The sequence below is a fragment of the Sphingobacterium zeae genome (assembly GCF_030818895.1).
Taxonomy (GTDB): Bacteria; Bacteroidota; Bacteroidia; order Sphingobacteriales; family Sphingobacteriaceae; genus Sphingobacterium; species Sphingobacterium zeae.
This window is the reverse complement of sequence record NZ_JAUTBA010000001.1, coordinates 2,072,795-2,094,759: the sequence shown is the minus strand read 5'-3', so window position 1 is coordinate 2,094,759 and position 21,965 is coordinate 2,072,795. Positions and strand designations below refer to the sequence as shown.

Sequence of the window (21,965 nt, the reverse complement as noted above, 5' to 3'; positions counted from 1 at the left end):
TTTTTTAACGTTGTCCATAAATAATCTCATCATCGGGAAGCGGCCAGACAAAAATCTCCTGTCTAGCCGAAATAACCTCACCATGGTGGCCATTGATCGGCAAATTCAACCGCTTATAGAGATAAAACAATTGCCCCTCAGCATACATCTCTTTTCGGTATTCTTTGACTAGTTCGCTGATAAATTGACTCTTTGTACTAACTTGCAATTTCTTCCCGATCTCGCGGTGTTCCCTCACCTCATCCACTAATGCGAGTGCTTTAGCAGGATTACTGTCATAAGTACATTCGGCAGCGATGTAATACATTTCACTTAATTTGATGGCCGGAGCGACCAAATAATGTAGATTAGCGCTAAAACTGTCACTAAATGAGTTTCTCCTAAACTTCAGAAGTGTAGATGCACGTTGCGTGCCCAAACTCCTGCTTTCAAACCACTGAGTGAATCGTACATCTGTGCCCCCATCACCAGCAACATTATAGATGGTTCGCGTTTCATCTTCGTCCAAATACATCCCGACCGTTCCGTCCACAAACCAGTCATTATTATAAGTTCCGCTCATGGCTGGTATATACCAAGCAAAAAGCAATTCCTTATAAAAAATGCGATCTTTCTTGTCAGGTTCTAAAGCCAAAAAATCTGTTTTATTGGTCCACGGAAATTTGTTCGCAGTGATAACCTCGTTGGCATGTGCTAAGGCTTTCACCTGATCGCCCTGATACAAATAAATTCTAGCTAGCAAACCACAAACAGCGAAATAATTCAATCGGTGTCTTCTATTTTGTAAAAACAGCTCACTGTTATTTAACTCTGAATTTTTTAAAGTATCCGTTATAATTGGATAGCCTATTCGATAAGAAGGCTGCCTAATGGGATCTACTTTAAGGAGATCTTTCGCTATTTCCAGATCCCGAATTGCAGAGTCTAACACTTGCGCGACCGTAGAAAGCTTGGTCGATTTATTCGAATAGCTTGTTACATAAGGAATGGCATCGGACATGCTATTAAGCAACGGAGACGGAGCAAAGAGTCGAAGCGCATCAAAGTGAAGATACGCCCGCAATGCCAAAGCTTCACCTTTAATCAATGCGTAGTTATTGCCAACAAATAATTTCTGCTTCTTATCGATCTCTTCTAAAATTAAATTCGAATTTACAATCCCGTTGTACAGGCCCTTCCAAATGTTATCCTTCCTAGTAATAAAATTAGCGTCTTGATATTTAAATTTTTTAGTCTCCTCGTACCTTAATTTATCACCACTGGCCATGACATAATTTTGAGCCAGAACCTCTGGCGTTCCTATGGTCAATTCCAATCCGTACAGGTCACTTTTTGACGCCCGCGTATACACACCTAACAATGCCTCTTTGAACCCATCCTCAGTAGAAAAAAGTACATTTTTGTCTACATCACTTTCTGGTTGGATATCCAACCATTTAGCGCAGGAAAATAAGCTCAATGTGGATACCAGTATTAAAATTTTATGAATATTTCTCATGTTGTCTACTCTTATATTTTCGATTATAAACCAGCCTGAAGGGTAAACGTGACACTTCGTGCAAAAGGATAAGTAATTCCTCTTTCCACTTTAATGGATGACCAACGGAATAAATCATTAGCTATGACACCTATACGGAGACTAGATAAAGCCAATTTCTTAGCAAACTCTTTACGGGCATCGTATGATAAATTAAACGATTGAAGGGCCAACAATTTATCGGGCATAATAAAGCGAGAAGAAACACGGGTTTGGCCAAGATCTTGAATGCTTTTGTAAAAAGTTACATCTCCAGGATTTTTCCATTTTTCTGCTAACACACGACTATCCACATTATAGCGTGGATCGGCATTTTCGACGCGGTCAACCAGCGTCTGATTGTAGGTTTTTCCACCAAACCTAGCTTGAAAATAGGCCACCGCCATAAATTGTTTATACCGCAAAGTTCCGCCAAAAAATCCTTCCAGTTTTGGCGTTGCCACAGCGACAACATCAATATCGCGTGAATCCCAGTCATACGTTAATTGACCATTCTTTTTCATAAATACCTCTTTTCCACTTTCTGGATCAATGCCTAATGAGGGAACAGCATAAATTGCATCCAAAGATTGTCCCTCGTTATAGCGCAATAATGGTACAGCTTTTAAATCGTCTCCCTCTTGAGCCTCATCGACCCGTTGGTTATAGCTTTTTAGGGCATTTGATATCCGAACAATCTTATTTCTGTTTCGGACCAAGTTGGCCATCAAACTCAGGGTCCACTGCTCATTCCGAATCGGAATCCAATTTGCATTAATTTCAAAACCTTTGTTTTCCAGATCACCTAAATTTTCCTTATAGGAACTGAAACCCGTCGAAGGAGCTAGGTTAATATCCGCTAAAATATCCCGTGTGATTTTATAATAATAACGTGGCGATATCGTCAAACGATCCTTCCAAAGCCCGAGGTCGATCCCAAGATCCGTGTTTTGCGTTTTTTGCCAAGTCAGGTTTTCATTTCCGTAATTCCTAACTGAACTCCCCAAGCCCGATGAATACCAATTGCTTTTATCATAACTATAGGTAGTACGGGCCATATAGGGATCAAATTGTACCGATCCTGTAAGACCCATCGTTGCCCTTAATCTTAATTGACTGATGATATCATTGCTGAACCAAGATTCTTTATGCATATTCCATCCAATACCAGTCGACCAAAATGGAGCCGTCCGTCTATTCGCTCCGAATTTTGATGAACCATCCATACGAAATGTAGCGTCAAACAAAAAACGGTTGTCATAGGAATAATTTGAACTTAAAAACACTCCAAATAATCGTGAAGCACTGATACTACTTGCCGGACTTCCCCCCTCTTCGTAACCTTTAGCAAATCCTATACTCGTAAATCGGTCATTTGGAAATCCTATAGCCTTGAATGAACGCTCATCGAAGTTTTCTGTTCGGATATTAGTACCTCCAACAATATTAAAATTATGTTTATCCAGGGTACGCATCCAGTTTAAGCGTAGATTGGCATCCCAATACAATTCGTTATTTGAATAACTTTGATAGCTGCCTTTTTCGTCTGTACGGGAAGTAGCATAGGTATAAAAATCATTAGCCGACGGTGAGCGGAAATTGTCATTTGCGTTAAGGCGTTTTAATAAACTGACCTGACCACGTAAGCGCAAACCATTACCCAAATCAAAATCCCCCGAGAAGTTGTTCAGCAATTCGGTATAGCTGAGTTTATTAAAACTATTTAATGTTGCATTATAAAGGGGATTTAATACCACTTCGCGATTAAAATTACCCTCGTTTGTCCGCCGGTTCCATGTATCCACTTCTTGTAAGATATTGCCATTGTCGTCAGTCATTCGATAATATGGGTTCATATTCACGTATTCCGAAAATGAGCCATAAGGGGATTCCGTACCTCTCACTATCGTTACCGCAAGTTCATTCTGAAATCGGAGCTTATTTTTCACATTGTAAGTAAAATTTAAGCCTCCAGAATACTGATCCCGGCCTGAACCCTTCATTACCCCAGGTCGAGTCTGATAACGCAAATCTACACCATAACGGAACGTTTCAGCTCCACCTTGAACGTAGAGGCCATGTTTTTGTCCGATCGCAGTGCGAACAGGTTGGGATAGCCAATACGTATCTACTCCCCCCAATACATTCGCTAATTTGTTATAGTACTTTTCATCCAGCTCATCTTTTGACCGCTGCTGTATGACTGGATCATATAATCCGGCTAATTTCTCATAAGCTAATTTATCGCTTGCATGTAATACACTGTATCCCGTGAGATCAGGTGTATTTATATTGCTTTCATGCGTATAAGTCAATTGCAATTTACCCTCCTTAGGCATCTTGGTTGTGATGACCATAACGCCATTGGCCGCTCGAGAGCCATAGATGGCTGTCGCCGCCGCATCTTTCAAAATTGTAACACTCTCTATTCGGGTCATATCAAGGTCGAGCACTTTTTGAACACTCACTTCGAAACCATCTAAAATAAACGCCGGCATATTGATGGCCGTCGTAATATTATCTCTTCTTAATACCTCACCGCTACCGGTCGGCAGTGACGAAGATCCTCGCACATTAATATTTGGCAACGCATTGGGATTGGAGCCCGCAAGATTATTGTCGAGTAATTTAAACGATGGATCGAATACCTGCATCGCTTGTAGTACGTTTTGCGGATTTACCTGCCGCAGTTCATCACCGCTTTTGGTAATCGCGGTTCCCGTATACGAGTCTTTTTTTAGCACCTGATAACCCGTAACAACCACTTGCTCTAATGCATTTGCCTCTTCTTCCATCACAATGCTATAATCATCTTTAGTTTCAATCAAAGCGAGGGTGAAGTTTTTATAACCAATCCGACTTAATGTAAGCGGTTGTGTTGTGCCGAAAAAGGAAAAACGCCCCTCTTGATCTGCTACTGCAATGGTATTACCCATTTGTGAAATAGTCACTCCAGAAAGCGGCACCCGGTCTTTCCCCATGATTTGTCCCCGGATCTGCTTTTGCACTGGTTTTCCCCCTTGCATAAGGCGTATAGGTTCAGCTTTCGGTGGACTAGCTTTCCTTTCCAGGAAAATTGTCTTCGATTCAATTGTATAGCCGATATCCTGCGGATTTAATATTTTATCGAGAAATAATTTAAGCGGCATTTTGTCCGCTTTGATCGAAATTGGCTTTGCCGATTCCAGCATCTTTTTGGTTCCGAGCACCTCATAATTTGTTTGAATCTTGATCGCCTGCAGCACATCCATTAGCGGAACATTGCGCCCGGAATAGGTTACTGTTTGCCCATTTACCTTCTGGCCCAGCTGGAGTAAGACAGCAAAAACTAGCCATAAAAGGGTCCTGGTCGTTTGTGATAAACAACTTAATTTCATTAATTTTAGTTAGTTTAGTTAGGTTAGATTGCAGAATCCACTGATTAGCTAAGTGGATTAACTGTCCAATTTGTTAATTCATATTGTGTGGTCAAGTATAATTTTCTGTTCTCTACTGGCCTCCTTTCTGTGTTTTAGGATTACTATGTTCGATGATGAGTTTCCCATCATCTGTCAGATGATACGACAGATCTTGGTCTTTTAATATTTTGAGGATGGTTGATAATTTGCTCGTTCTAAATGTTCCTCCAAAGAAGGAAACATCAGGCACATCGCCCTTATAAACCACATCAACCGCATACCATTGGGACAGTTCATCCATGACTTGTCGAAGTGACTTTCCATCAAAATTAAATTTGCCGTATACCCAGGCGATTTCCTGCTGTACGTTTACGGACTGCTTGATCAGCTGCGTTCCGGTGTTGACAGCCTGATTTCCAGGTAGCAAGTTTACTTTGTGGCCCTTGATCAGTTCCTTTACCTGTACGCGACCCTCTAGCAAAGTTGTTTTTATTTGGGTTGATGTCGGATACGCATTAATATTAAATTGTGTTCCCAATACTTGTACCTGCTGATTTTTCGTATGGACTATAAAAGGCTGATCTTTCCTTTTGGCAACTTCAAAAAATGCCTCTCCTTGGAGACTGACCTCGCGTTTGTCCTTCGCAAACTGCGTTGGATAAGAAAGTATTGTTCCGGCATTTAGCTTAACCCGGCTGCCGTCGGGTAAAGTGACCTCATAAGTACCGCCACGCGGAGTTTCAATTTTGGCAGATACCGCCGCATCGATCGAAGCTACTTCATGACCGTCGTCATAGCGTATACCACTCCCATTGATAACTACTTGTTTTTTCATTGTTTTTCAATGCAAACCTTCTACCATCAGACAGTGTAATGATAGCCTGATGTGAGGCTGGAAGCCGGTCAATTGCAAGGGTGCGCTGCGTTTCAACCGGGTGACCGTTGTCTTGAAACCAATACCAGACGACAGACAGTGCCAAAAGCACGCTCGCAGCAGCGACGTAAGACCATAGACGCTTCACGAGTCCAACGCTTCTCTTCGAAGAATGGAACGAAATTTTAGTCTTTAGCGACTCGAAATTACGTTTCTTATCAAAATGCGCCAGACTGACATACCCCTCACGTTGTTGTGCCTCATCTAGGCAACGTTGATAGACCTGTTGGTGCCATATCGATTCTTGCAGCCAGCTCTCCAAAAAAAGACGGTCTTCGCCGCCAAGCGTTCCCCGCATTTCACGGAGTACAAGCGAACTGATAAAGATAAGTTTTTCTTCTTCTTTAGGATCCATTTTGAGCTATTTCATCTATAGATACCACACCGATTAAAAAAAGTACCAAAGACAATTGAAAAAAAATTATATTTTTCCAAAAAGAACGATCAACGAGAGTAGATAATTAAAGGAATCGCGCTTCAAATGTTGGCGTAGAAGGCCGAGGGCACGTAATTTTTGATTTTTTACCGTTTGAATATTTAATTGCAGTAGATCTGCAATTTGCTGGTTGCTGTTTCCTTCGAGATAGCTTAACTCTATAATTTCGCGCGCTTTGGGTGGAAGTTTTTGAATAGCTTCATAAAGCTCAGCCATCGCTTCAGTATAAACTATTTCATGCAGATAGGATTTTTGATTGGGTTCCTGCTGTGCCATATAACGATCCACCCGATTCAATCTTCTGCTCCGGGAGGTCTGGTGATTGATCCCAACGTGCCGAGTAGCCTGATAGAGAGCTGCCTTCAGATGTGATAAGCTCTCATAGCGTCGTCCACTTTCCCACAAGCGGATAAAACCCTCTTCGGCAATATCTTGAGCCTCTCTGCTTTCATCCACAAAGCTCGATGCATATAAACAGATCCGGCTGAAATAAAGATTATATACCTGCGCACAAGCCTGCTCCTCTCCCTTTAGGAAAGCTTCAAGCAGTTCTTTTTCGCTCGGATAGTTCATGGGTAGATTCGTTTAGCTAGCGTACATCTTATCGTGGATAAAGATAATTGAGTTTTTCATAATTTTCGTAATTCAGCCATAAATTTTTCAGCAAACTGCATTTCTAAAAACGCCATGCTCCTATACTTTATGATCTGGAAAACGCTATGTCTCACCACATTTTCCGCCCAGCTTAGCGCAGGATAGGCATACCTCCGGCTGCTAAATACCGAGGCTTATTTTTTATCACGTTATTTTTTCCGATGGCAGGCAAGGTATTGCTAAGGCACTTTAGATACTGGTCGTCGACCAACAGCATAACTTCATAGGTTCAACATTATGCGCTTTAGCCATACCACCTACCTTGCTATCCCGCGAGATACAATTATAGCGTTTTTAGCCAGCATTCAACATATGCTTTAGCAACAGAAAAAATCAAAACCTTACGTGATTTTTAATACCATCGCAATGTTGTTTTGAGCGAAGCTATCCGGTAAGGAGACCTGAAGAACATTATCGAGTTGCTGATAGGAAATTCGATCATCACTTCCGAGCAGCTGTATCCGCCTTACTTTTCTCGCATTCGGGGCCGAACGGCCTAAAGACTTAATGTTGATTTGCTTTTCGGTCGGCATCCCCATAACAAAGGCATACAAAACATTTCCCTTCGTGGTAAAACGGACATCATCGCTGGTAAAAGCTTTTCCTTTCCCTTCATTGAAACCCTGAACGCTCAATGACGGAGCGTCATCCTGTGCAGGCCCCTCCCCAAAGATAACCCATGGTCTCGTACCAATGATGGCTTCCTGATGAACCGCCATCCAGTTCCCTATTCCTTGAACCACCTCCTTCGCTTTTTCGTCAATAGAACCATCTCCCCGCAAGGGTACACTTAATAATAAATTACCATTTTTACTGACCACATCAATCAACATGTGGACGACGGTTTTAGCCGATTTATAGTGATTGTTGTCATATATACGACGGTCGTAATGCCAAGATCCTATACAAGTACAGGTCTGCCATGGCTGCGGTTCAATGGTATTGCTTTGTCCCCGTTCGATATCCCAAACCAAGCATTTACGTTGCTGTTCATTCAGGATCTTCCCATTAATGACTACGTTAACTTGCCCATTATTTTCCTGCATGCTCTTATTATAAAAATCGGCCGCAATCTCCAGTCCAACATTACTTATTGGATAAAGGGGTAGCACCGTATCGTCAAAATACACGATATCAGGGTTGTAATTATGGATCAATTCCATCGTCCGCGCTTTGAAATTTTCACAGTATGCCTTATCAGGTACACTCACGCCAGAGTCTACATCCCAATGCCATTGCCGATGAACGGTATGATCATCTTTGCTATCCAAACTAAGTTCATGCTCCTGCGCGTAAAGCTCCTGCGGATCGTAGCCTGCCCACCATGTTCCTACACCATCTTTTTTTGTCAATTTACCATCATAAGGAATTCCGGCAAACTTTCCTGCTTTATCACTTCGCTGAGCCGTTTCATACCAGGTCCAAGCATGTGCTGCGTGAACGCTCACGCCAAATTTAAGCCCTCTTTTTTTTGCTGCTCTTTCCCAACCGCCCACAATATCCTTTTTAGGGCCAACATTGACGCTGTTCCATTGATGGTGGCTGCTCCGGTAAAGGTCCAGATTATCATGATGATTCGCCAACGCCATAAAATATTGGGCTCCAGCATTTTTGTATAATTCCATCAATTCTTCAGGATTCCAATTTTCAGCTTTCCATTGATGAATAACATCCTTAAACCCAAAAATGGAAGGATGCCCATATTTTTGAACATGGTATGTATATTGATCTGACCCTTCCTGATACATGCCTCGCGCATACCAATCTCCCCTTTCCGGTTCACACTGTGGCCCCCAATGTGCCCATATACCAAATTTAGCATCCCTAAACCAATTAGGAACCTGGTAACTTGCTAGCGAACGCCAGTCGGGGTGAAAGGGAACTTTCCCAAGATACGCATGTGCCGCGCTAAATTTACTAAGGAAAAGGGTCGGAATAGTTGCACCGAGAAACTTAATTGCTGTTCTTCTGTCCATTATATCATGATCTGCGAAATGCCTTACCAAAAGATGCTCGACAAAGACATTTGGTTTATAATCTGTTATCTGTTTGAATATCAAAAATACCTGAATTGAACCAACAATGAAACTACATAATCGATGAATACTAATACAATATCGACACAGACTCCATTTTTTGTACCGTTAGGCAATAAAAAAGGTACCCTAAAAAGGGCACCCCCACCTAACACTAACTATGAATAAATAACCAATAACTTTCTCAGATCAATTGTTCATCTCATTACCTTTTAAATTTTTATTATTATCCAGTTCAGCTTGAGGGAAAGGATAATACATGGCTTTTGGCGACCAGCCCCCTTTTTTCAACGGTTCCAACCAAACAGCATCAGCCATTCCCCACCGCAATAAATCAAAATACCGTTGATATTCTCCAAGGAATTCGACAAATCGCTCATGAACGATAATATTTTTGACGGTATTTAATGAAACACCGTTTTTTACTAAACCTTGCGCAAGCAATCCGTCTACGTCAGGAATCGTTCCTTTCGATTTTTGATACCAAAGATGCGGCTGTTCATCGGGAACGATATTATTGGCACGCTTCCTAACCCGATTGATGTATTGCTTGGCTCCAGTTACATCCCCCCGTTCGTTGAGGCACTCCGCATAAAGAAGCAGCACATCACTATACCGAAAAATGCGGTCGTTATTACCGTTATCATAATCCGCTATTTGAACATCAGGACAATATTTTCTTGTACCATATAAATCCTTATTCGTCGCCAAACTCTTCATCCAGTCCGTATAAGTGGTGACCTTACCGTCCAATTGCGTAAAATTCGCACCATTCTCACACCATAAAGTCATAAACTTTCTAGGATCACCGTCTTCAAATTGGTCATGCGCCATCTTATTGGGGGCGAGATTCCACCAAGCGCCACCAGTACCGTCAAACATGCCAATTTCTTGCCATCGCCACGAACTCGATATATCGTCACCTAGCCAACCCGGACCATTATAAAGCTGGACTTCAAAAATAGATTCCTGATTATTCTCTTTTGTCTCCAAGAAATTGTCCCTGTAAGAGGACATCAACTGGTACTCCTTACTATCAATAACACTTTTTAATTGAATTTCAGCATTTGCAAAATCCGCCGCCTGGCCTTTGGCTAGAATGGGTTTATAAAGGTAAGTTTTGGCGAGATAAGCCTGTGCAGCACCTTTTGTCGCCCTACCGATCATTTTACTGTCGGCATAAAGTGCTGCCCGTGTTGGCAACAATTCCGATGCTTTCTTGAAATCATCCACGATCTGCGCATAAACGGCGCCCGCCGGTGCATTGCCTGGATAATAATCTTCATTTGTTTCAACAGGTTTACTCATTAGTGGAATGGTTTCACCAAACAACATGCCCAGATGCAGATAATTCAAACCTCGCAGAAAATACGCTTCCCCCAGCAGTCTATTTTTTCTATTTTGTTCTATTTCGCCCTCAAATTTCTGAATACGGTCAATAGCTAAATTAGCCGCAAATACCCCGTTCCAAAAATCTCTCCAGGTCTGCGCTGTCATTCCATCGCTCGCAGGCGTATTGTAGCTATCCTGATACATAGGCTCCCACTTAAACGTGTGGTTGTAATCATCCCCAGGAGCCAAAAGCTCAAAATACAAACTACGAGCATATCCACCCTGCGTACGCCCAATCAGCGCCTGGTATGCGGGTATAACGGAATTTTCCAATTGATCTGCCGTCTTATAATAAGTATCTGTCGACAATTCCTGAGGATTGGATAGATCCAAATTTGGTTTACAACTCGAAAACTGTAACAGCAGAGCAGCAGCAACAAGTTTGATATAGTGTCTATTCATGATGTCGATATCGTAGTTAGAATGTAAATTGAATACCCATAAAATACTCTCTTGAATTCGGGAAGCTCAGCCCCCATGGCGTTTGCCCATCAATTCCACGGCTCAAATTGGAGCGTGTATCGCCCGACCCCACTTCAGGATCATATCCAGAATATTTGGTAAAGGTCAGCAGGTTTTTTGCGCCGACATAAAACCGTAATCGGTCGATCTTCCAGCGTTCAAGCGTTGGGCTAGAAAAACTGTAACCAATATTGACGACTTTGAGACGCAGATAAGAGCCATCCTCAACAAACCTGTTCGAAGCCCTTAAATTCTGATTAGGATCACCAAGTACAGCACGTGGAATATCGGTATCTGTATTTTTGGGATACACTGTCGTCTCACCGGATACTGGATTTTTGAAGATAAGTTCTTCTGCACGGTAGCGATCCAGCGTTGAAGCAAAATTGTTATAGTAATGGTACATTCCCTCGCCCCAATAGCGGCTATTGTTATAGATATCGTTCCCCTGACTTCCCTGCCACATCATCGACAGATCAAAAATCCCTATAGCACTGCTATAACTCACGTCAGCATTGAACCCATAGCTAAAATCGGGTATTGGGCTTCCCAAAAAGTCCTTATCCTGATCATTTAGGACCTTGTCGCCATTTCGGTCGTTGAACCGCACATCCCCAAGTGCTGCATTGGGCGCAAAAGCTTTATCTTCATCCAATTGCGCTTGGTTTGTATATAAACCGTTGGTTGTGTAACCCCAAAATTCCCCCACTGAACGGCCAACAGCTGTCCTTGTCACATTTTCTCCACCGGGTGAGATACTTCCCCACAAAATTTCATTATTGTTGCCCAAGCTGAGCACACGGTTTTTCACAAAAGATATATTGGCCCCGATTTGATAGCTAAAATTGCCTGCTCGATCTTTATACGATGCCAAGACATCCCAGCCCCGGTTCCGTATGCTACCGGCATTCAGCACCGGAAAGTTGTTACCATACCCCGCAGTGAACGAAATAGGCACATTGATCAGCATGTCTTCAGTCCGTTTATTATAGTAGTCGACGGTCAAAGCCAATTTATGATCAAAAAGTTCCAAATCGATACCAATATCAGTAGAGTACTGGCTTTCCCATTTTACATTCGGATTAGAAGGAGTCTGTGGTAAAGCACCTGTCACCATCACATTGTTCAGATAATACCACACATGATCAAAACTAACCGTCCGTTGATATTGATATTGCGCAATATCCGAATTCCCCAGCAGTCCATAACTGCCGCGGAGTTTCAATTCGCTGATTGCAGGAAATGCTTTCATAAATGATTCCTGACTGATACGCCATCCTGCAGATACCGAAGGAAAGTTTCCATAGCGATATTGGTTGCTAAAGTTGGCCGATCCATCCCGCCGCATATTAAATGTTAGGAGATATCGATTGTCATAATTATAGTTGACACGTCCAAGCATGGAATACATGGCCGACTGCCCCACGCCTGAACCAACAAGGCGGGAACTCGCCAAGGAGGCCGAATTGAGAATCAAAACATCTGGACTTGGCAACCCCCGGGCGCCGGCATTGACCGCATTGTAACGGGATTCTTCCGACGTGATACCCGCCAAAGCCGAAATGGCATGTTTGCCAAAATTATTTTCATAACTCAGCGTATTTTCAAATAACCATCGGTTATTTTGACTACTGGATATATTGAGTTCATCCGGACTATGGTTTTGATATTGACCGACCGAGTAGTTGCCGATGTAACCCTCATTTCGCACACGGCTAAGGTCTATTCCCATATTCAATTTATAGACCAGTCCTTTGATAATTTCATAGGTAGCCCAGGCATTCCCGTTTACCGAAAAATTATCATTGATGTTTTTATTGAGGTATGCGTTTGCCAATGCACTTGGGACGTCGGTTCCGTTGCCTGCTCCTGCAAACCCAGTACTGCTATTCGCATCATATAGCGGCAATGTCGAAGACCACTTCTGCGCATCGAAGATATTTTTATCACTCCAGTTCCGGCGGGTATAACCCAACGAAAGTGTTTCCCCTATCTTAAGTTTACCTTTGGTAAAATCAGAGATAAATTGGGCTCCATAATACTTATTTTTATCCTGAATAATAATGGATTTATCTGTAGCATAAATACCACTTAACCGAAAATTCGCATTTTGAGAACCTCCCGAAAGGGAAAGATTATGCCGTTGGTAATTGCCAGTTTGCAGCAATTCATCCATCATGTTGTACCCTTCCCCAATGGCCGACGGTTTAGCGAGCGCAGCCAGGTAGTCTTGGCGTGAAGGATCTTTATTATACATTTCCTCATTAATCAATTCCGCCAGCTGCTGTCCGTTCAATAGCGGTACATTATGGGAGATATTTTTGATGCCCGCGAAAGCATTGTAATCAATCTTCACATCTCCGGCCTTACCCCGTTTTGTGGTGACCAAAATAACGCCATTCGCTCCCCGGGCACCATAAATAGCACTGGAAGCAGCATCTTTCAACACCTGAATGCTGGCAATATTATTTTCGTCGGGCATTGCCCCGCCGATCATACCATCGACCACATAGAGGGGATCGGTTCCGTTAATGGATCCAACACCACGGATGCGAATAGCTCCATTGGTTACCTGTACGCCGGGCACAGCACTCTGAAGCGTGGCAATCGTTCCTCCAGGTACTTTTACAAGATCTTTGGTATCGACAACCGCAATAGAAGATGTTAGATCCACCTTCCTTTGCTTACCATATCCAACCACCACAACCTCATCCACCGCAATGGTTGTGGCAACAAGTGGAATGCTCACCTCTGAAGAGTTACCGATGACATATTCGACGAGTTTATAACCTACATTGGACACAATAATCGTCTCGCCCGGATTGAGCTTGAGCACAAATTCACCTTTCTCATTTGTGGAAGTACTGAGTGTTTTATCTTTCACGCTGATCGATGCCCCGATAATTGGTTTTCCCTGATCACTTATGATCTTCCCATGGATCACTTTTTCTTGAGCAGACAGTCGTCCAATGGACATTAACATGGAAGCTATTAACAACCACTTCACTTTCCTGTTCCTCTCTTTGGAAAAACAAAAGATAGATGACACATAATTTTTGTTCATAATCTTACTTGATATAAATTTCTTGCTGCCTATTAAGGCAGGTAGTTGGTTATTTATTGATATGAATTGGTTATTACTTAGTATTCAAATTGTTTATACTCACCCGTTATGTGGGATATCACCACATAAATATTGGCTTTCATCAATAAGGTATATGCTTAAAAAATCATTATTCCCTTTATCAGCTCATCCTTGTAAAATGAGTTAGCCATTTGCTAGTTGGTTATAAAGCGAAACTACTGTTTTTATTAAGATTCCTTTGCAACAAATATTTAAAAGAAGGGTAAAAATGTTTAAAACACAGGATCAAAGCGATCGATAAAGAGGTTCAATATCGCGCCATATCGCACAAATGACGCTCTTTTAGAAAAGATTACGAAGTGTTTGTATCAAAACAGGGAAATTCAATCGCTCAACGAAAAGAATTCTATACAAAAAAAACAGAACAACAATTTCTAATCATTTAAAGAAATATAAAATATTTTTTCGCATCTTTGATGTGATTTATACAATCTATTGAATTAACCATTTAATGATGTTTTGGATATTTTATCCAACCTACTTAAAAAAGAGCCAAATGTTATGGACTATTTTTCACCATTGAAACACCGTTCCGATGAGATCACAAAATTCATTGCTAATTGTGGTATATTTTCCTTGCTCCTGAAAAATGGTCAAGTCATCCAGTTTATCCCAGAAAATCCAGATCAGTTTACCGAATGGCTAAACAGTAAGGGGATTAAAAACATTAGAGGAAAACAGACCAATCCGTACAAATCTATCTTTGAGGAGAAATAGACTTTTTCTAGCTATTGGGTAAAGGCCATTATGCGCATAAAACCATATTATGCGCATAAAACAATTAGAAATAGGTTTATTTCCATATCCGGAATGCATCAAATACGACATAGCCCAACGCATTGTTACCTGCAATTTGATACAGTCCAACGCGCAACTTTTTACCATTCAGATCATTTCTTAAAAATGGCGTGCCCGGAAGGTCCTTCCAATCCAAACCATCTTTCGAGGAACGTAAAAAGAAATAATCACCAACCTTTTGAACCTGAAGATAAGGCGAAAAATCGATTCCTGTACCCGTATTGTCTTCCTGAAAAATTTGCGGTCCAATGCTTCGCGACAGATTGCCGAGGTTCCATCCCGTTAAAATACAATGATTGATGTAAGCATCCTTTCTGTCCACCGGTTGAATCATAATACCAGCTTCGTTTGATGTGCGTATCCGATGAGCCAAGCCCGCTACATCGCTAACCTTGACTTCCACAGTAAAATCACCTTCCAGCTCTTTATAAAGAAAAGGGCCGGGATGTAATTTGTCGCCCCACTTGGTATCCTTCGACTGTAATTTCCAGCTGCTGTTCTGCCAAGAAACCTCAGTCTGTGTACTATCACTCCAACGAATAGCCTCATATCCATCCCAAAAAGGGATTCTTTTATTTCGGATTGTATCACCCTGTAGTCGTGAAAACTGGATCAGGTTAGGCTTTAGCTCCCGAACAGACAGTCGGGTGGGCTTGCTCACATGTCCAAAGACATCTTTAACAATCACTTCGATCGCGTTCTCAAGTTTGGACGATTTAAAAAGATGGTAGGGCTCTTGTTTCCAGCCCGAGAGCTCACCTTCTCCCCGAAACAGATACCAAAGCCCTTGCTGTTTTTCCACCTGCGCAAACACCTGATTGCCATTAATAAAGTGTGGTGGCGAAAGTACCTTTGGAATATACGCTTCCAAATCATTAGCCACCCCTTCCTTCCACTGGCTGAATCTTTTATTTACCGCATCCGATGTTAAGCGATGTGGATAAGCACGAAAGAAATGAAATGGATAAGTCAATTGAATACCGTTACTCATGACCCGTAGCAGTTTGTCGGAATAATCCGGCTTTTCAAATTTACCGTTACGATAGAATTTCTTTTTCCCATTATCAGCTGTAATTACAGCATGTTGCCATGCAGTACCATAGTACCAGTCGAAGTCCAAAGCATAGTTTTTTTCCTGCAATATCGCTGACAAAACCTTGCTTTCAACGGCGTTTCCTTTTATTGACAGTCTGTTCCCCTTCACAACGACTTCCGCATCTTGAAGCGTTACCAATGTGTCTGCTGCTGTTCCCTGGTTTCTTAAGGTGGTGAGCTTACCCAAGTTCAGATCATCAGTTTGCAGCGCAAAAAATTGCCATTTCGGCCCCACATTTGCCAACTTGGCTACCGATTGCTCATCCAAGGCAGTATGATACAGTTTTAAATCGGCGACATACCCCGAAAAGTTTTGATTGAGTATGTCCGAAGCTCCAAGAACAAAAAACTTCCCAGGATGAACGAACAGCATTCTGTTTTCCGCACGTTGCAGTTTTCCATCGACGTAAATAGACTCTTGATAGCCATCGAAAGAGAATACAATGTGATGCCAGGAATTTGCCCCTGGAACAGAAGAATACCCCATATCAGGCCACGATCCATGAATGATGGCACCCTGTTTTGGATCGCTGCCATAACCAAATAGCGCCTTACTGAGGTCCTGCGATCCCGAAGACCAGGCGAGCAGTTGTTCAAATCTTTCGACCGTAGGATTATTTACCCACAGTGCAAGGCTAAACGAGCTATTTCCTTCCAGCGACTGCGGTACGGCAAAACTCGATCGCAACGCAGTGGTTCCATCAAAGAAAAATGCCCGCTTACCTTGATAATTTTTAACGGCCAATGCCTGTTCAGCATTAAACACTCCCCCTATCACACCCTTATTTTTAATATTTTTCACGAGTTGCCCCTCCTTGTAATCCGCTGCATCAATATGGATCAGACCGCCTCGCGTTACTTCTTTAGCAGGCATGGGCTGTGGCGGCGACCATAATGTCTCCTGAGCGAGCTGCTGTGTATAAACCTTCATATTCCACAGACCACGAGGAAGCCCATTCAATTGCGTATGCAGTATATGCAGTCTAACATATCGTCCCAAAGCTTTACCATGTTCAACGATAGGACTTGCCCAACGATTGTTATCCGAGCGATCCACATAATTCGTCCAGTTTATTGCATCAACAGAAGTCTCTAAGCGGTACTGATAGGCATAAGTCGGATACTCAAATTGAATGGCTATGGTCTGTATATCCACGACTTTTCCTAAGTCAATTTCTACCCATGCCGGTCCTTCGTTATTCTTGGCCCGCCATAATGTTCCATTATTGTTGTCTACCACGAAAGAGGGTCTAAAATCCATCGAGTAGAAAGAGGATGCTCTCACTGCTTTTCCTAAAGCCAAATCGACGGGCTCTGCCTGAGCAGGTAGTACATCCAGCACGCCAGCATGTGTAGGCCGCACCGGCACGATATCACCCTCTGGCGTAAAAAAAATTTCATCCATCGCCACCTGACGGTGGAAACCACCTCCCGAATGCGGATTATTGTGTCTGTGATAGACGATAAAATAACGATTGTCTAGCTCCAACACACTATGATGTCCTGGCCCATGAATACTACCATCCTCATTGGTGGTCAAAATGGGATTGGTTGAGGGGTATTCAAAAGGCCCCATAGGGCTTGTTTTACTTTTAACGTATTGCACGCGGTAGCTATCATCTTCACAATGGCCGGAAGAGTACATCAGATAATAGATACCCTTATGTTTAAACATATAAGGAGCTTCAAAAAAGTCCTTCGCCACGGTATTGGGGATCAAGGCTGTCTTTTCGAAAGTTTTCATATCGTTATTGAGTATCCCTACCGCACATCCATGATCGGGATAGATCCCCCAGGTTCCCCAATACATATAGATGCGGCCATCGTCATCCCGAAAGGTTTGCCCGTCTAGGGTAATCACGCCGGGAATCATATAAGTTTGGGATCATCGATTTACCGTCAGTCACTAAAGGTTTCCAGGGGCCCGTTGGGCTGTCGCCCACTGCACCAAAAATTTCAACAGGCTGACTATAATAGAGGTAATAACGGCCATCGTATCCCTGCGTCATATCCGGCGCCCAATACCAATGTGTATTGGGCCAGTTCATCGGTTGAATCTTCCAGTTTCTCAAATCTTGTGATGTCCACACTTGGGACGGCCCAGCACCCCAGCCATTACCATCAGTCGTCGCAAAGATATAATAGGTATCACCAATTTTCTTAATCGTCGGATCAGCAAAATATCCGGGCAGCAGCGGATTCAACACATTTGGCTGCTGCCAAGGTTGTAACGACTGCGCGAATGTCTTGTTGCCCAACGACCAGCACAATATTGCCAGAACCGTAAAATAGAAATAACTCATCCTCATAACGCAAAGTGTATCGGTTAAAAATAGACAGCTCAACAATCGATTTTATCACGAATAAAACCTACGATAAATGTCAATTTTACATTAAATTTATAAATCAACAGCGGTATTCCAAATTTTGAAGTCAAATCGGTTAAGAATGGGGTATTTAAGGTTAAAATTCACCCATAAATACAACGTACAATCATCCATCTTTGTAAGAGCAATGACCTTCGCTGTCTTAAAATGGTTACTAAAATGTCTAAAATGAATCTAAAAAAAAGCTATTGGATCCTATTTGCGCTCGTCTGCACACAGTTGTCAACTCGTGTGTATAGCCAGCAAGATGAACATCCGGTATGGAAAGCAGTTAAAGCACAGCAGGCCACTTTAGGCTTGGAGGAGGGCGCCAAAAGCTTCACCCTCAAAAACCTCAATGTGGCTATACTCAACGCATCCCAGACACTATCTTCGTTTCGGCCCAATAGCGGCGAAAAGGGTTTTGACTATACGCCAGTTGAGCTTCTCAACAAAAGAGATCGCAATCAATTTTTTCATATCGGCGATATCAATATCCGTTTGCGTCGTCAGGGAGACAGCTCATGGACGGCCTATTCATCAGCTGCAGACCGTAAGCATGTCATCGCAATACCTCCTGCGAAAAACAACCTCGCCAGTGCAGATATCAGTCCCACGCTTAACCATATCCCGTTGAAAGTGATTCGACACTGGCAAGATGACCATGGGGATCTGATCTTGAGTTTTGAACTGACAAACCCCAACGATTATGCGATCGAGATTGGATCCATGGGTATCCCTCTCCCATTCAATAATAATATGGACTGGAAGAATCTCGATCAGGCACATGCCCAGAACGTCTTTTTCGATCCCTATATCGGTCAGGATGCCGGGTATCTGCAAGTCAACCGTCTGCATGGCAATGGTCCTAGTTTGCTGGTATTGCCCTATAAAAATGCAGGATTTGAAGCTTACAATCCGCTTAATACTGACCCTACTCCCCGAAGTATCACTTTTGAGGGGTTTCATGAATGGATGATTCATAGCAAGGCCTATGCTGAGACTGAATGGAAAGGCGTAGAACAATGGAACACACCCACTTCTACGCTATTGAAACCACATGAATCAAAGACCTTTGCCTTGAAATTTGTCCTTGCCCCAAGTATCCGGGAAATAGAGTCTGAGTTAGTGAAGAACAACAGGCCTGTAGCTATTGGCGTGCCTGGCTATCTTGTTCCAATGGGCAATCCGGCCGAACTTTTTATCAAACACAATAAAGCTATTAAAAGCATCAGTGTCTATCCCGAAGGAGCATTAACCCTGACAAAAAAAGGAAGCACACCGCAGCAATGGACCAAATATGAAGTGAAAGGCAACCGTTGGGGCCGCGCAAGACTAACAATCAACTATAGTGACGGTAAAACGCAGACTATCCAATACAAAATAATCAAATCCGAAAAAGAAGTGGTTCAGGATCTCGGCCATTTTCTGACCACCAAACAATGGTATGAAAATGACAAAGACCCTTTTGGCCGCTCACCGGCTGTCATATCATACGACTATGAGGAGCAGCAGCCCATCACCCAAAATAAAAGTGCCTGGTTTGCGGGTCTCAGTGATGAAGCTGGAGCGGCAAGCTGGCTTGCCGCACTGATGAAACAAGTATTGCAACCCGATCAACAGGAAATAGCCAAATTGAAACGGTTTGTCAATGAGACCTTATATGGCCATATCCAACACAAAGAAGGAGACAAGAAATATGGAGTGGTCAAAAGCCTATTTTATTATGAACCCGACTCCATGCCAGCGGGCACTTATCGTACGGACATCAACTGGAAGACCTGGTCTGCCTGGCCGAAAAAAGAGGCCGACGATATTGGTCGTTCCTACAATTATCCGCATGTGGCGGCAGCACACTGGGTGATGTACAGACTCGCCCGCAACTATACGAATTTGGTGAATGAAGAAAGCTGGCAAACTTACCTCGAAAGGGCTTACCAAACGAGTATTGCCATGGTCGAAAAAGCACCCTACTACGCCCAGTTCGGCCAAATGGAAGGGAGTATCTTCCTTATCGTCTTACAAGATCTTCGCCGAGAAGGGTTGACGACGATGGCCAATAACCTTGAAGCTGCTATGCGCAAGCGGGCAGAGCATTGGAAAACCCTTAATTATCCGTTCGGAAGTGAAATGCCTTGGGATTCCACGGGTCAAGAAGAAGTATTTCTTTGGTCACGCTTTTTTGGTTTTGATGAGAAAGCACAGGTGACTTTGAATGCCATTATCGCCTATATGCCTACCGTTCCGCACTGGGGTTACAACGGAAGCGCGCGGCGTTACTGGGATTTTGTCTATGGTGGGAAACTTTCGCGAATCGAGCGTCAGCTCCATCACTACGGTTCCGCGCTTAATTCCATACCTGTGCTGACAGCCTATCGGGATCATCCCGACGACTTCTACTTGCTACGTATCGGACATGCAGGCATGATGGGAGCGCTGGCCAATGTCACTAACGACGGCTTCGGTCCAGGAGCGTTCCACTCCTATCCATCCACATTGGCCAATGACGGTATCTCAGGAGATTACGGAACCGGTTTTTACGGCTATGCAGTCAATTCAGGAACGTATATCGTGGAGCACCCTGAATTTGGGTGGCTCGCATTCAGCGGTAATCTTAAAACCGAAAAACAGCTGGTCAAAGTGGCACTGACGACAGCATCCAAAGGCCGTGTGTTCCTTTCCAAGGAGAATCTTTGGCTTACAACAGATGCCGGCGAGATCGCCGAACTGCACTACGATCAAAAAGACCGCAGCATCACCCTCGTCTTCAATAGCGCTAGTGAGCAACCCATTGCGAATATTCTGCTTAATGTTAACCCCGAAAGCAATTACGTAGTAGAAGGTTTAAATAAGGATTCATTCAACCGTTATACAATACCCGTGTCAACTAAAATGATAACATTGAAAAAGTCGAAGTAAAAGTGCTCGACAGGAGCGCGCATAAGATAACAATAAAGGTGGCTTCCATGAGCTGGAAGCCACCTTTTACTTTCAATCGACCCAATCATAACGGTTATCCCTAGAGCCATCGGCCATCTTTTTAATCCGAAAAAAGAACGCTCCTAAATCAGTAACTTTTGCTGAAAAGCAAAACGGATCAGGTCGGCTGTATTTTTACTTTTGGTCTTATCCATAAGATTCTGACGGTGCCCTTCAACAGTCCGTTTGCTCAAAAAAATCTTGTCTGCAATTTCCACAGCAGTAAAGCCTTGGGCAATGAGCTCAAGTACAGCAAACTCCCGTTCCGTGATTTCATATTGCGAAAGACGTGAAGCCACATCTACACCGGTACTACTCTCCACATCAAAATTTTCCATAAACCGTAGACCGAAATTAGTCATCAGATATTTATGCCCTTGGGATAAACGTAATAATCCAAATAAGATTTCATCATAATCGCCACCCTTCGACAGATAACCGTCTGCACCACTACGAAAAGCTTCGGCCACTTCGTTCGGTTCTTCCACCATCGACAACAGTGCAAATCTGACGTCTGGATATATCTTCTTGGCCATTCGGATGAAAGTTATTCCATCCATGCCCTGCATATTCAGGTCTGTTAAAACTAAATCCGGCAAGATATTTTTTTCCAGGTACATTAATGCATCCTCTGCACTATCTACTTCCGCTACCACAGAAAGCTTGTCGTGGGTATCAATGATCAATCGTATCCCGTTTCTTACAAGCCGATGGTCATCAACTAAAAGAATTTTAGTCATTTTTCCTCCAATCC

13 protein-coding genes are annotated in these 21,965 nt (G+C 42.9%); 2 read left to right on the top strand and 11 right to left on the bottom strand.

Annotation, left to right across the window (positions count from 1 at the left end; all coding sequences use genetic code 11):
• Positions 1 to 4: 4 nt before the first annotated feature.
• From QE382_RS08650 to QE382_RS08615, 8 genes are all read right to left on the bottom strand, one after another.
• Entirely contained in the window at positions 5 to 1,498 is a 1,494-nt protein-coding gene (locus QE382_RS08650; protein WP_307185535.1) for a RagB/SusD family nutrient uptake outer membrane protein, read from the bottom strand.
• A 23-nt stretch (positions 1,499 to 1,521) separates the two neighbouring features.
• Positions 1,522 to 4,893 carry a SusC/RagA family TonB-linked outer membrane protein gene (locus QE382_RS08645; RefSeq protein ID WP_307185534.1) on the bottom strand — a complete coding sequence of 1,124 codons (3,372 nt, stop codon included), beginning with the start codon at positions 4,891 to 4,893 and terminating at the stop codon, positions 1,522 to 1,524.
• Between the two features lie 112 nt (positions 4,894 to 5,005).
• The gene (locus QE382_RS08640) at positions 5,006 to 5,749 is read right to left on the bottom strand and encodes a FecR family protein (protein ID WP_307185533.1); all 744 of its coding nucleotides are present in this window, start codon (positions 5,747 to 5,749) and stop codon (positions 5,006 to 5,008) included.
• Positions 5,706 to 6,203, bottom strand: a complete 498-nt coding sequence (locus QE382_RS08635) for a hypothetical protein (protein ID WP_307185532.1) — start codon at positions 6,201 to 6,203, stop codon at positions 5,706 to 5,708. Before QE382_RS08635 ends, QE382_RS08640 begins: the two co-directional genes overlap by 44 nt.
• 66 nt (positions 6,204 to 6,269) lie before the next feature.
• Positions 6,270 to 6,857, bottom strand: coding sequence for an RNA polymerase sigma factor (locus QE382_RS08630; RefSeq protein WP_307185531.1), 588 nt, complete (start codon positions 6,855 to 6,857; stop codon positions 6,270 to 6,272).
• 422 nt (positions 6,858 to 7,279) lie between these two features.
• Complete coding sequence (locus QE382_RS08625) at positions 7,280 to 8,914, bottom strand: alpha-L-fucosidase (RefSeq protein WP_307185530.1); 1,635 nt, start codon at positions 8,912 to 8,914, stop codon at positions 7,280 to 7,282.
• Between the two features lie 249 nt (positions 8,915 to 9,163).
• Positions 9,164 to 10,768, bottom strand: coding sequence for a RagB/SusD family nutrient uptake outer membrane protein (locus QE382_RS08620; protein ID WP_307185529.1), 1,605 nt, complete (start codon positions 10,766 to 10,768; stop codon positions 9,164 to 9,166).
• 16 nt (positions 10,769 to 10,784) lie between these two features.
• Positions 10,785 to 13,892 carry a SusC/RagA family TonB-linked outer membrane protein gene (locus tag QE382_RS08615; RefSeq protein WP_307185528.1) on the bottom strand — a complete coding sequence of 1,036 codons (3,108 nt, stop codon included), beginning with the start codon at positions 13,890 to 13,892 and terminating at the stop codon, positions 10,785 to 10,787.
• Positions 13,893 to 14,474: 582 nt separating this feature from the next.
• Between QE382_RS08615 and QE382_RS08610 the strand changes: the two genes are divergently transcribed.
• Positions 14,475 to 14,690 carry a hypothetical protein gene (locus tag QE382_RS08610; protein ID WP_293886274.1) on the top strand — a complete coding sequence of 72 codons (216 nt, stop codon included), beginning with the start codon at positions 14,475 to 14,477 and terminating at the stop codon, positions 14,688 to 14,690.
• Between the two features lie 76 nt (positions 14,691 to 14,766).
• Here the strand turns inward: QE382_RS08610 and QE382_RS08605 are convergent, their stop codons facing one another.
• Positions 14,767 to 17,739, bottom strand: coding sequence for a family 43 glycosylhydrolase (locus QE382_RS08605; RefSeq protein WP_307185527.1), 2,973 nt, complete (start codon positions 17,737 to 17,739; stop codon positions 14,767 to 14,769).
• Entirely contained in the window at positions 17,693 to 18,175 is a 483-nt protein-coding gene (locus tag QE382_RS08600; protein ID WP_307185526.1) for a family 43 glycosylhydrolase, read from the bottom strand. The genes QE382_RS08605 and QE382_RS08600 overlap by 47 nt, the downstream gene beginning before the upstream one ends.
• A gap of 246 nt (positions 18,176 to 18,421) precedes the next feature.
• On the opposite strand from QE382_RS08600, the gene QE382_RS08595 reads away from it, so the two are divergent.
• On the top strand, positions 18,422 to 21,151 hold the full coding sequence (locus QE382_RS08595) for a DUF5695 domain-containing protein (RefSeq protein ID WP_307185525.1): 2,730 nt from the start codon (positions 18,422 to 18,424) through the stop codon (positions 21,149 to 21,151).
• 143 nt (positions 21,152 to 21,294) lie between these two features.
• On the opposite strand, the gene QE382_RS08590 is transcribed toward QE382_RS08595, so the two are convergent.
• Complete coding sequence (locus tag QE382_RS08590) at positions 21,295 to 21,951, bottom strand: response regulator transcription factor (RefSeq protein WP_307185524.1); 657 nt, start codon at positions 21,949 to 21,951, stop codon at positions 21,295 to 21,297.
• Between the last annotated feature and the right edge of the window lie 14 nt (positions 21,952 to 21,965).

Coding starts and splice junctions, on each gene's coding strand:
- QE382_RS08650 (WP_307185535.1), bottom strand. CDS start 1,498: ATGAGAAATATTCATAAAATTTTAATACTGGTATCCACATTGAGCTTA.
- QE382_RS08645 (WP_307185534.1), bottom strand. CDS start 4,893: ATGAAATTAAGTTGTTTATCACAAACGACCAGGACCCTTTTATGGCTA.
- QE382_RS08640 (WP_307185533.1), bottom strand. CDS start 5,749: ATGAAAAAACAAGTAGTTATCAATGGGAGTGGTATACGCTATGACGAC.
- QE382_RS08635 (WP_307185532.1), bottom strand. CDS start 6,203: ATGGATCCTAAAGAAGAAGAAAAACTTATCTTTATCAGTTCGCTTGTA.
- QE382_RS08630 (WP_307185531.1), bottom strand. CDS start 6,857: ATGAACTATCCGAGCGAAAAAGAACTGCTTGAAGCTTTCCTAAAGGGA.
- QE382_RS08625 (WP_307185530.1), bottom strand. CDS start 8,914: ATGGACAGAAGAACAGCAATTAAGTTTCTCGGTGCAACTATTCCGACC.
- QE382_RS08620 (WP_307185529.1), bottom strand. CDS start 10,768: ATGAATAGACACTATATCAAACTTGTTGCTGCTGCTCTGCTGTTACAG.
- QE382_RS08615 (WP_307185528.1), bottom strand. CDS start 13,892: ATGAACAAAAATTATGTGTCATCTATCTTTTGTTTTTCCAAAGAGAGG.
- QE382_RS08610 (WP_293886274.1), top strand. CDS start 14,475: ATGGACTATTTTTCACCATTGAAACACCGTTCCGATGAGATCACAAAA.
- QE382_RS08605 (WP_307185527.1), bottom strand. CDS start 17,739: ATGATTCCCGGCGTGATTACCCTAGACGGGCAAACCTTTCGGGATGAC.
- QE382_RS08600 (WP_307185526.1), bottom strand. CDS start 18,175: ATGAGGATGAGTTATTTCTATTTTACGGTTCTGGCAATATTGTGCTGG.
- QE382_RS08595 (WP_307185525.1), top strand. CDS start 18,422: ATGAATCTAAAAAAAAGCTATTGGATCCTATTTGCGCTCGTCTGCACA.
- QE382_RS08590 (WP_307185524.1), bottom strand. CDS start 21,951: ATGACTAAAATTCTTTTAGTTGATGACCATCGGCTTGTAAGAAACGGG.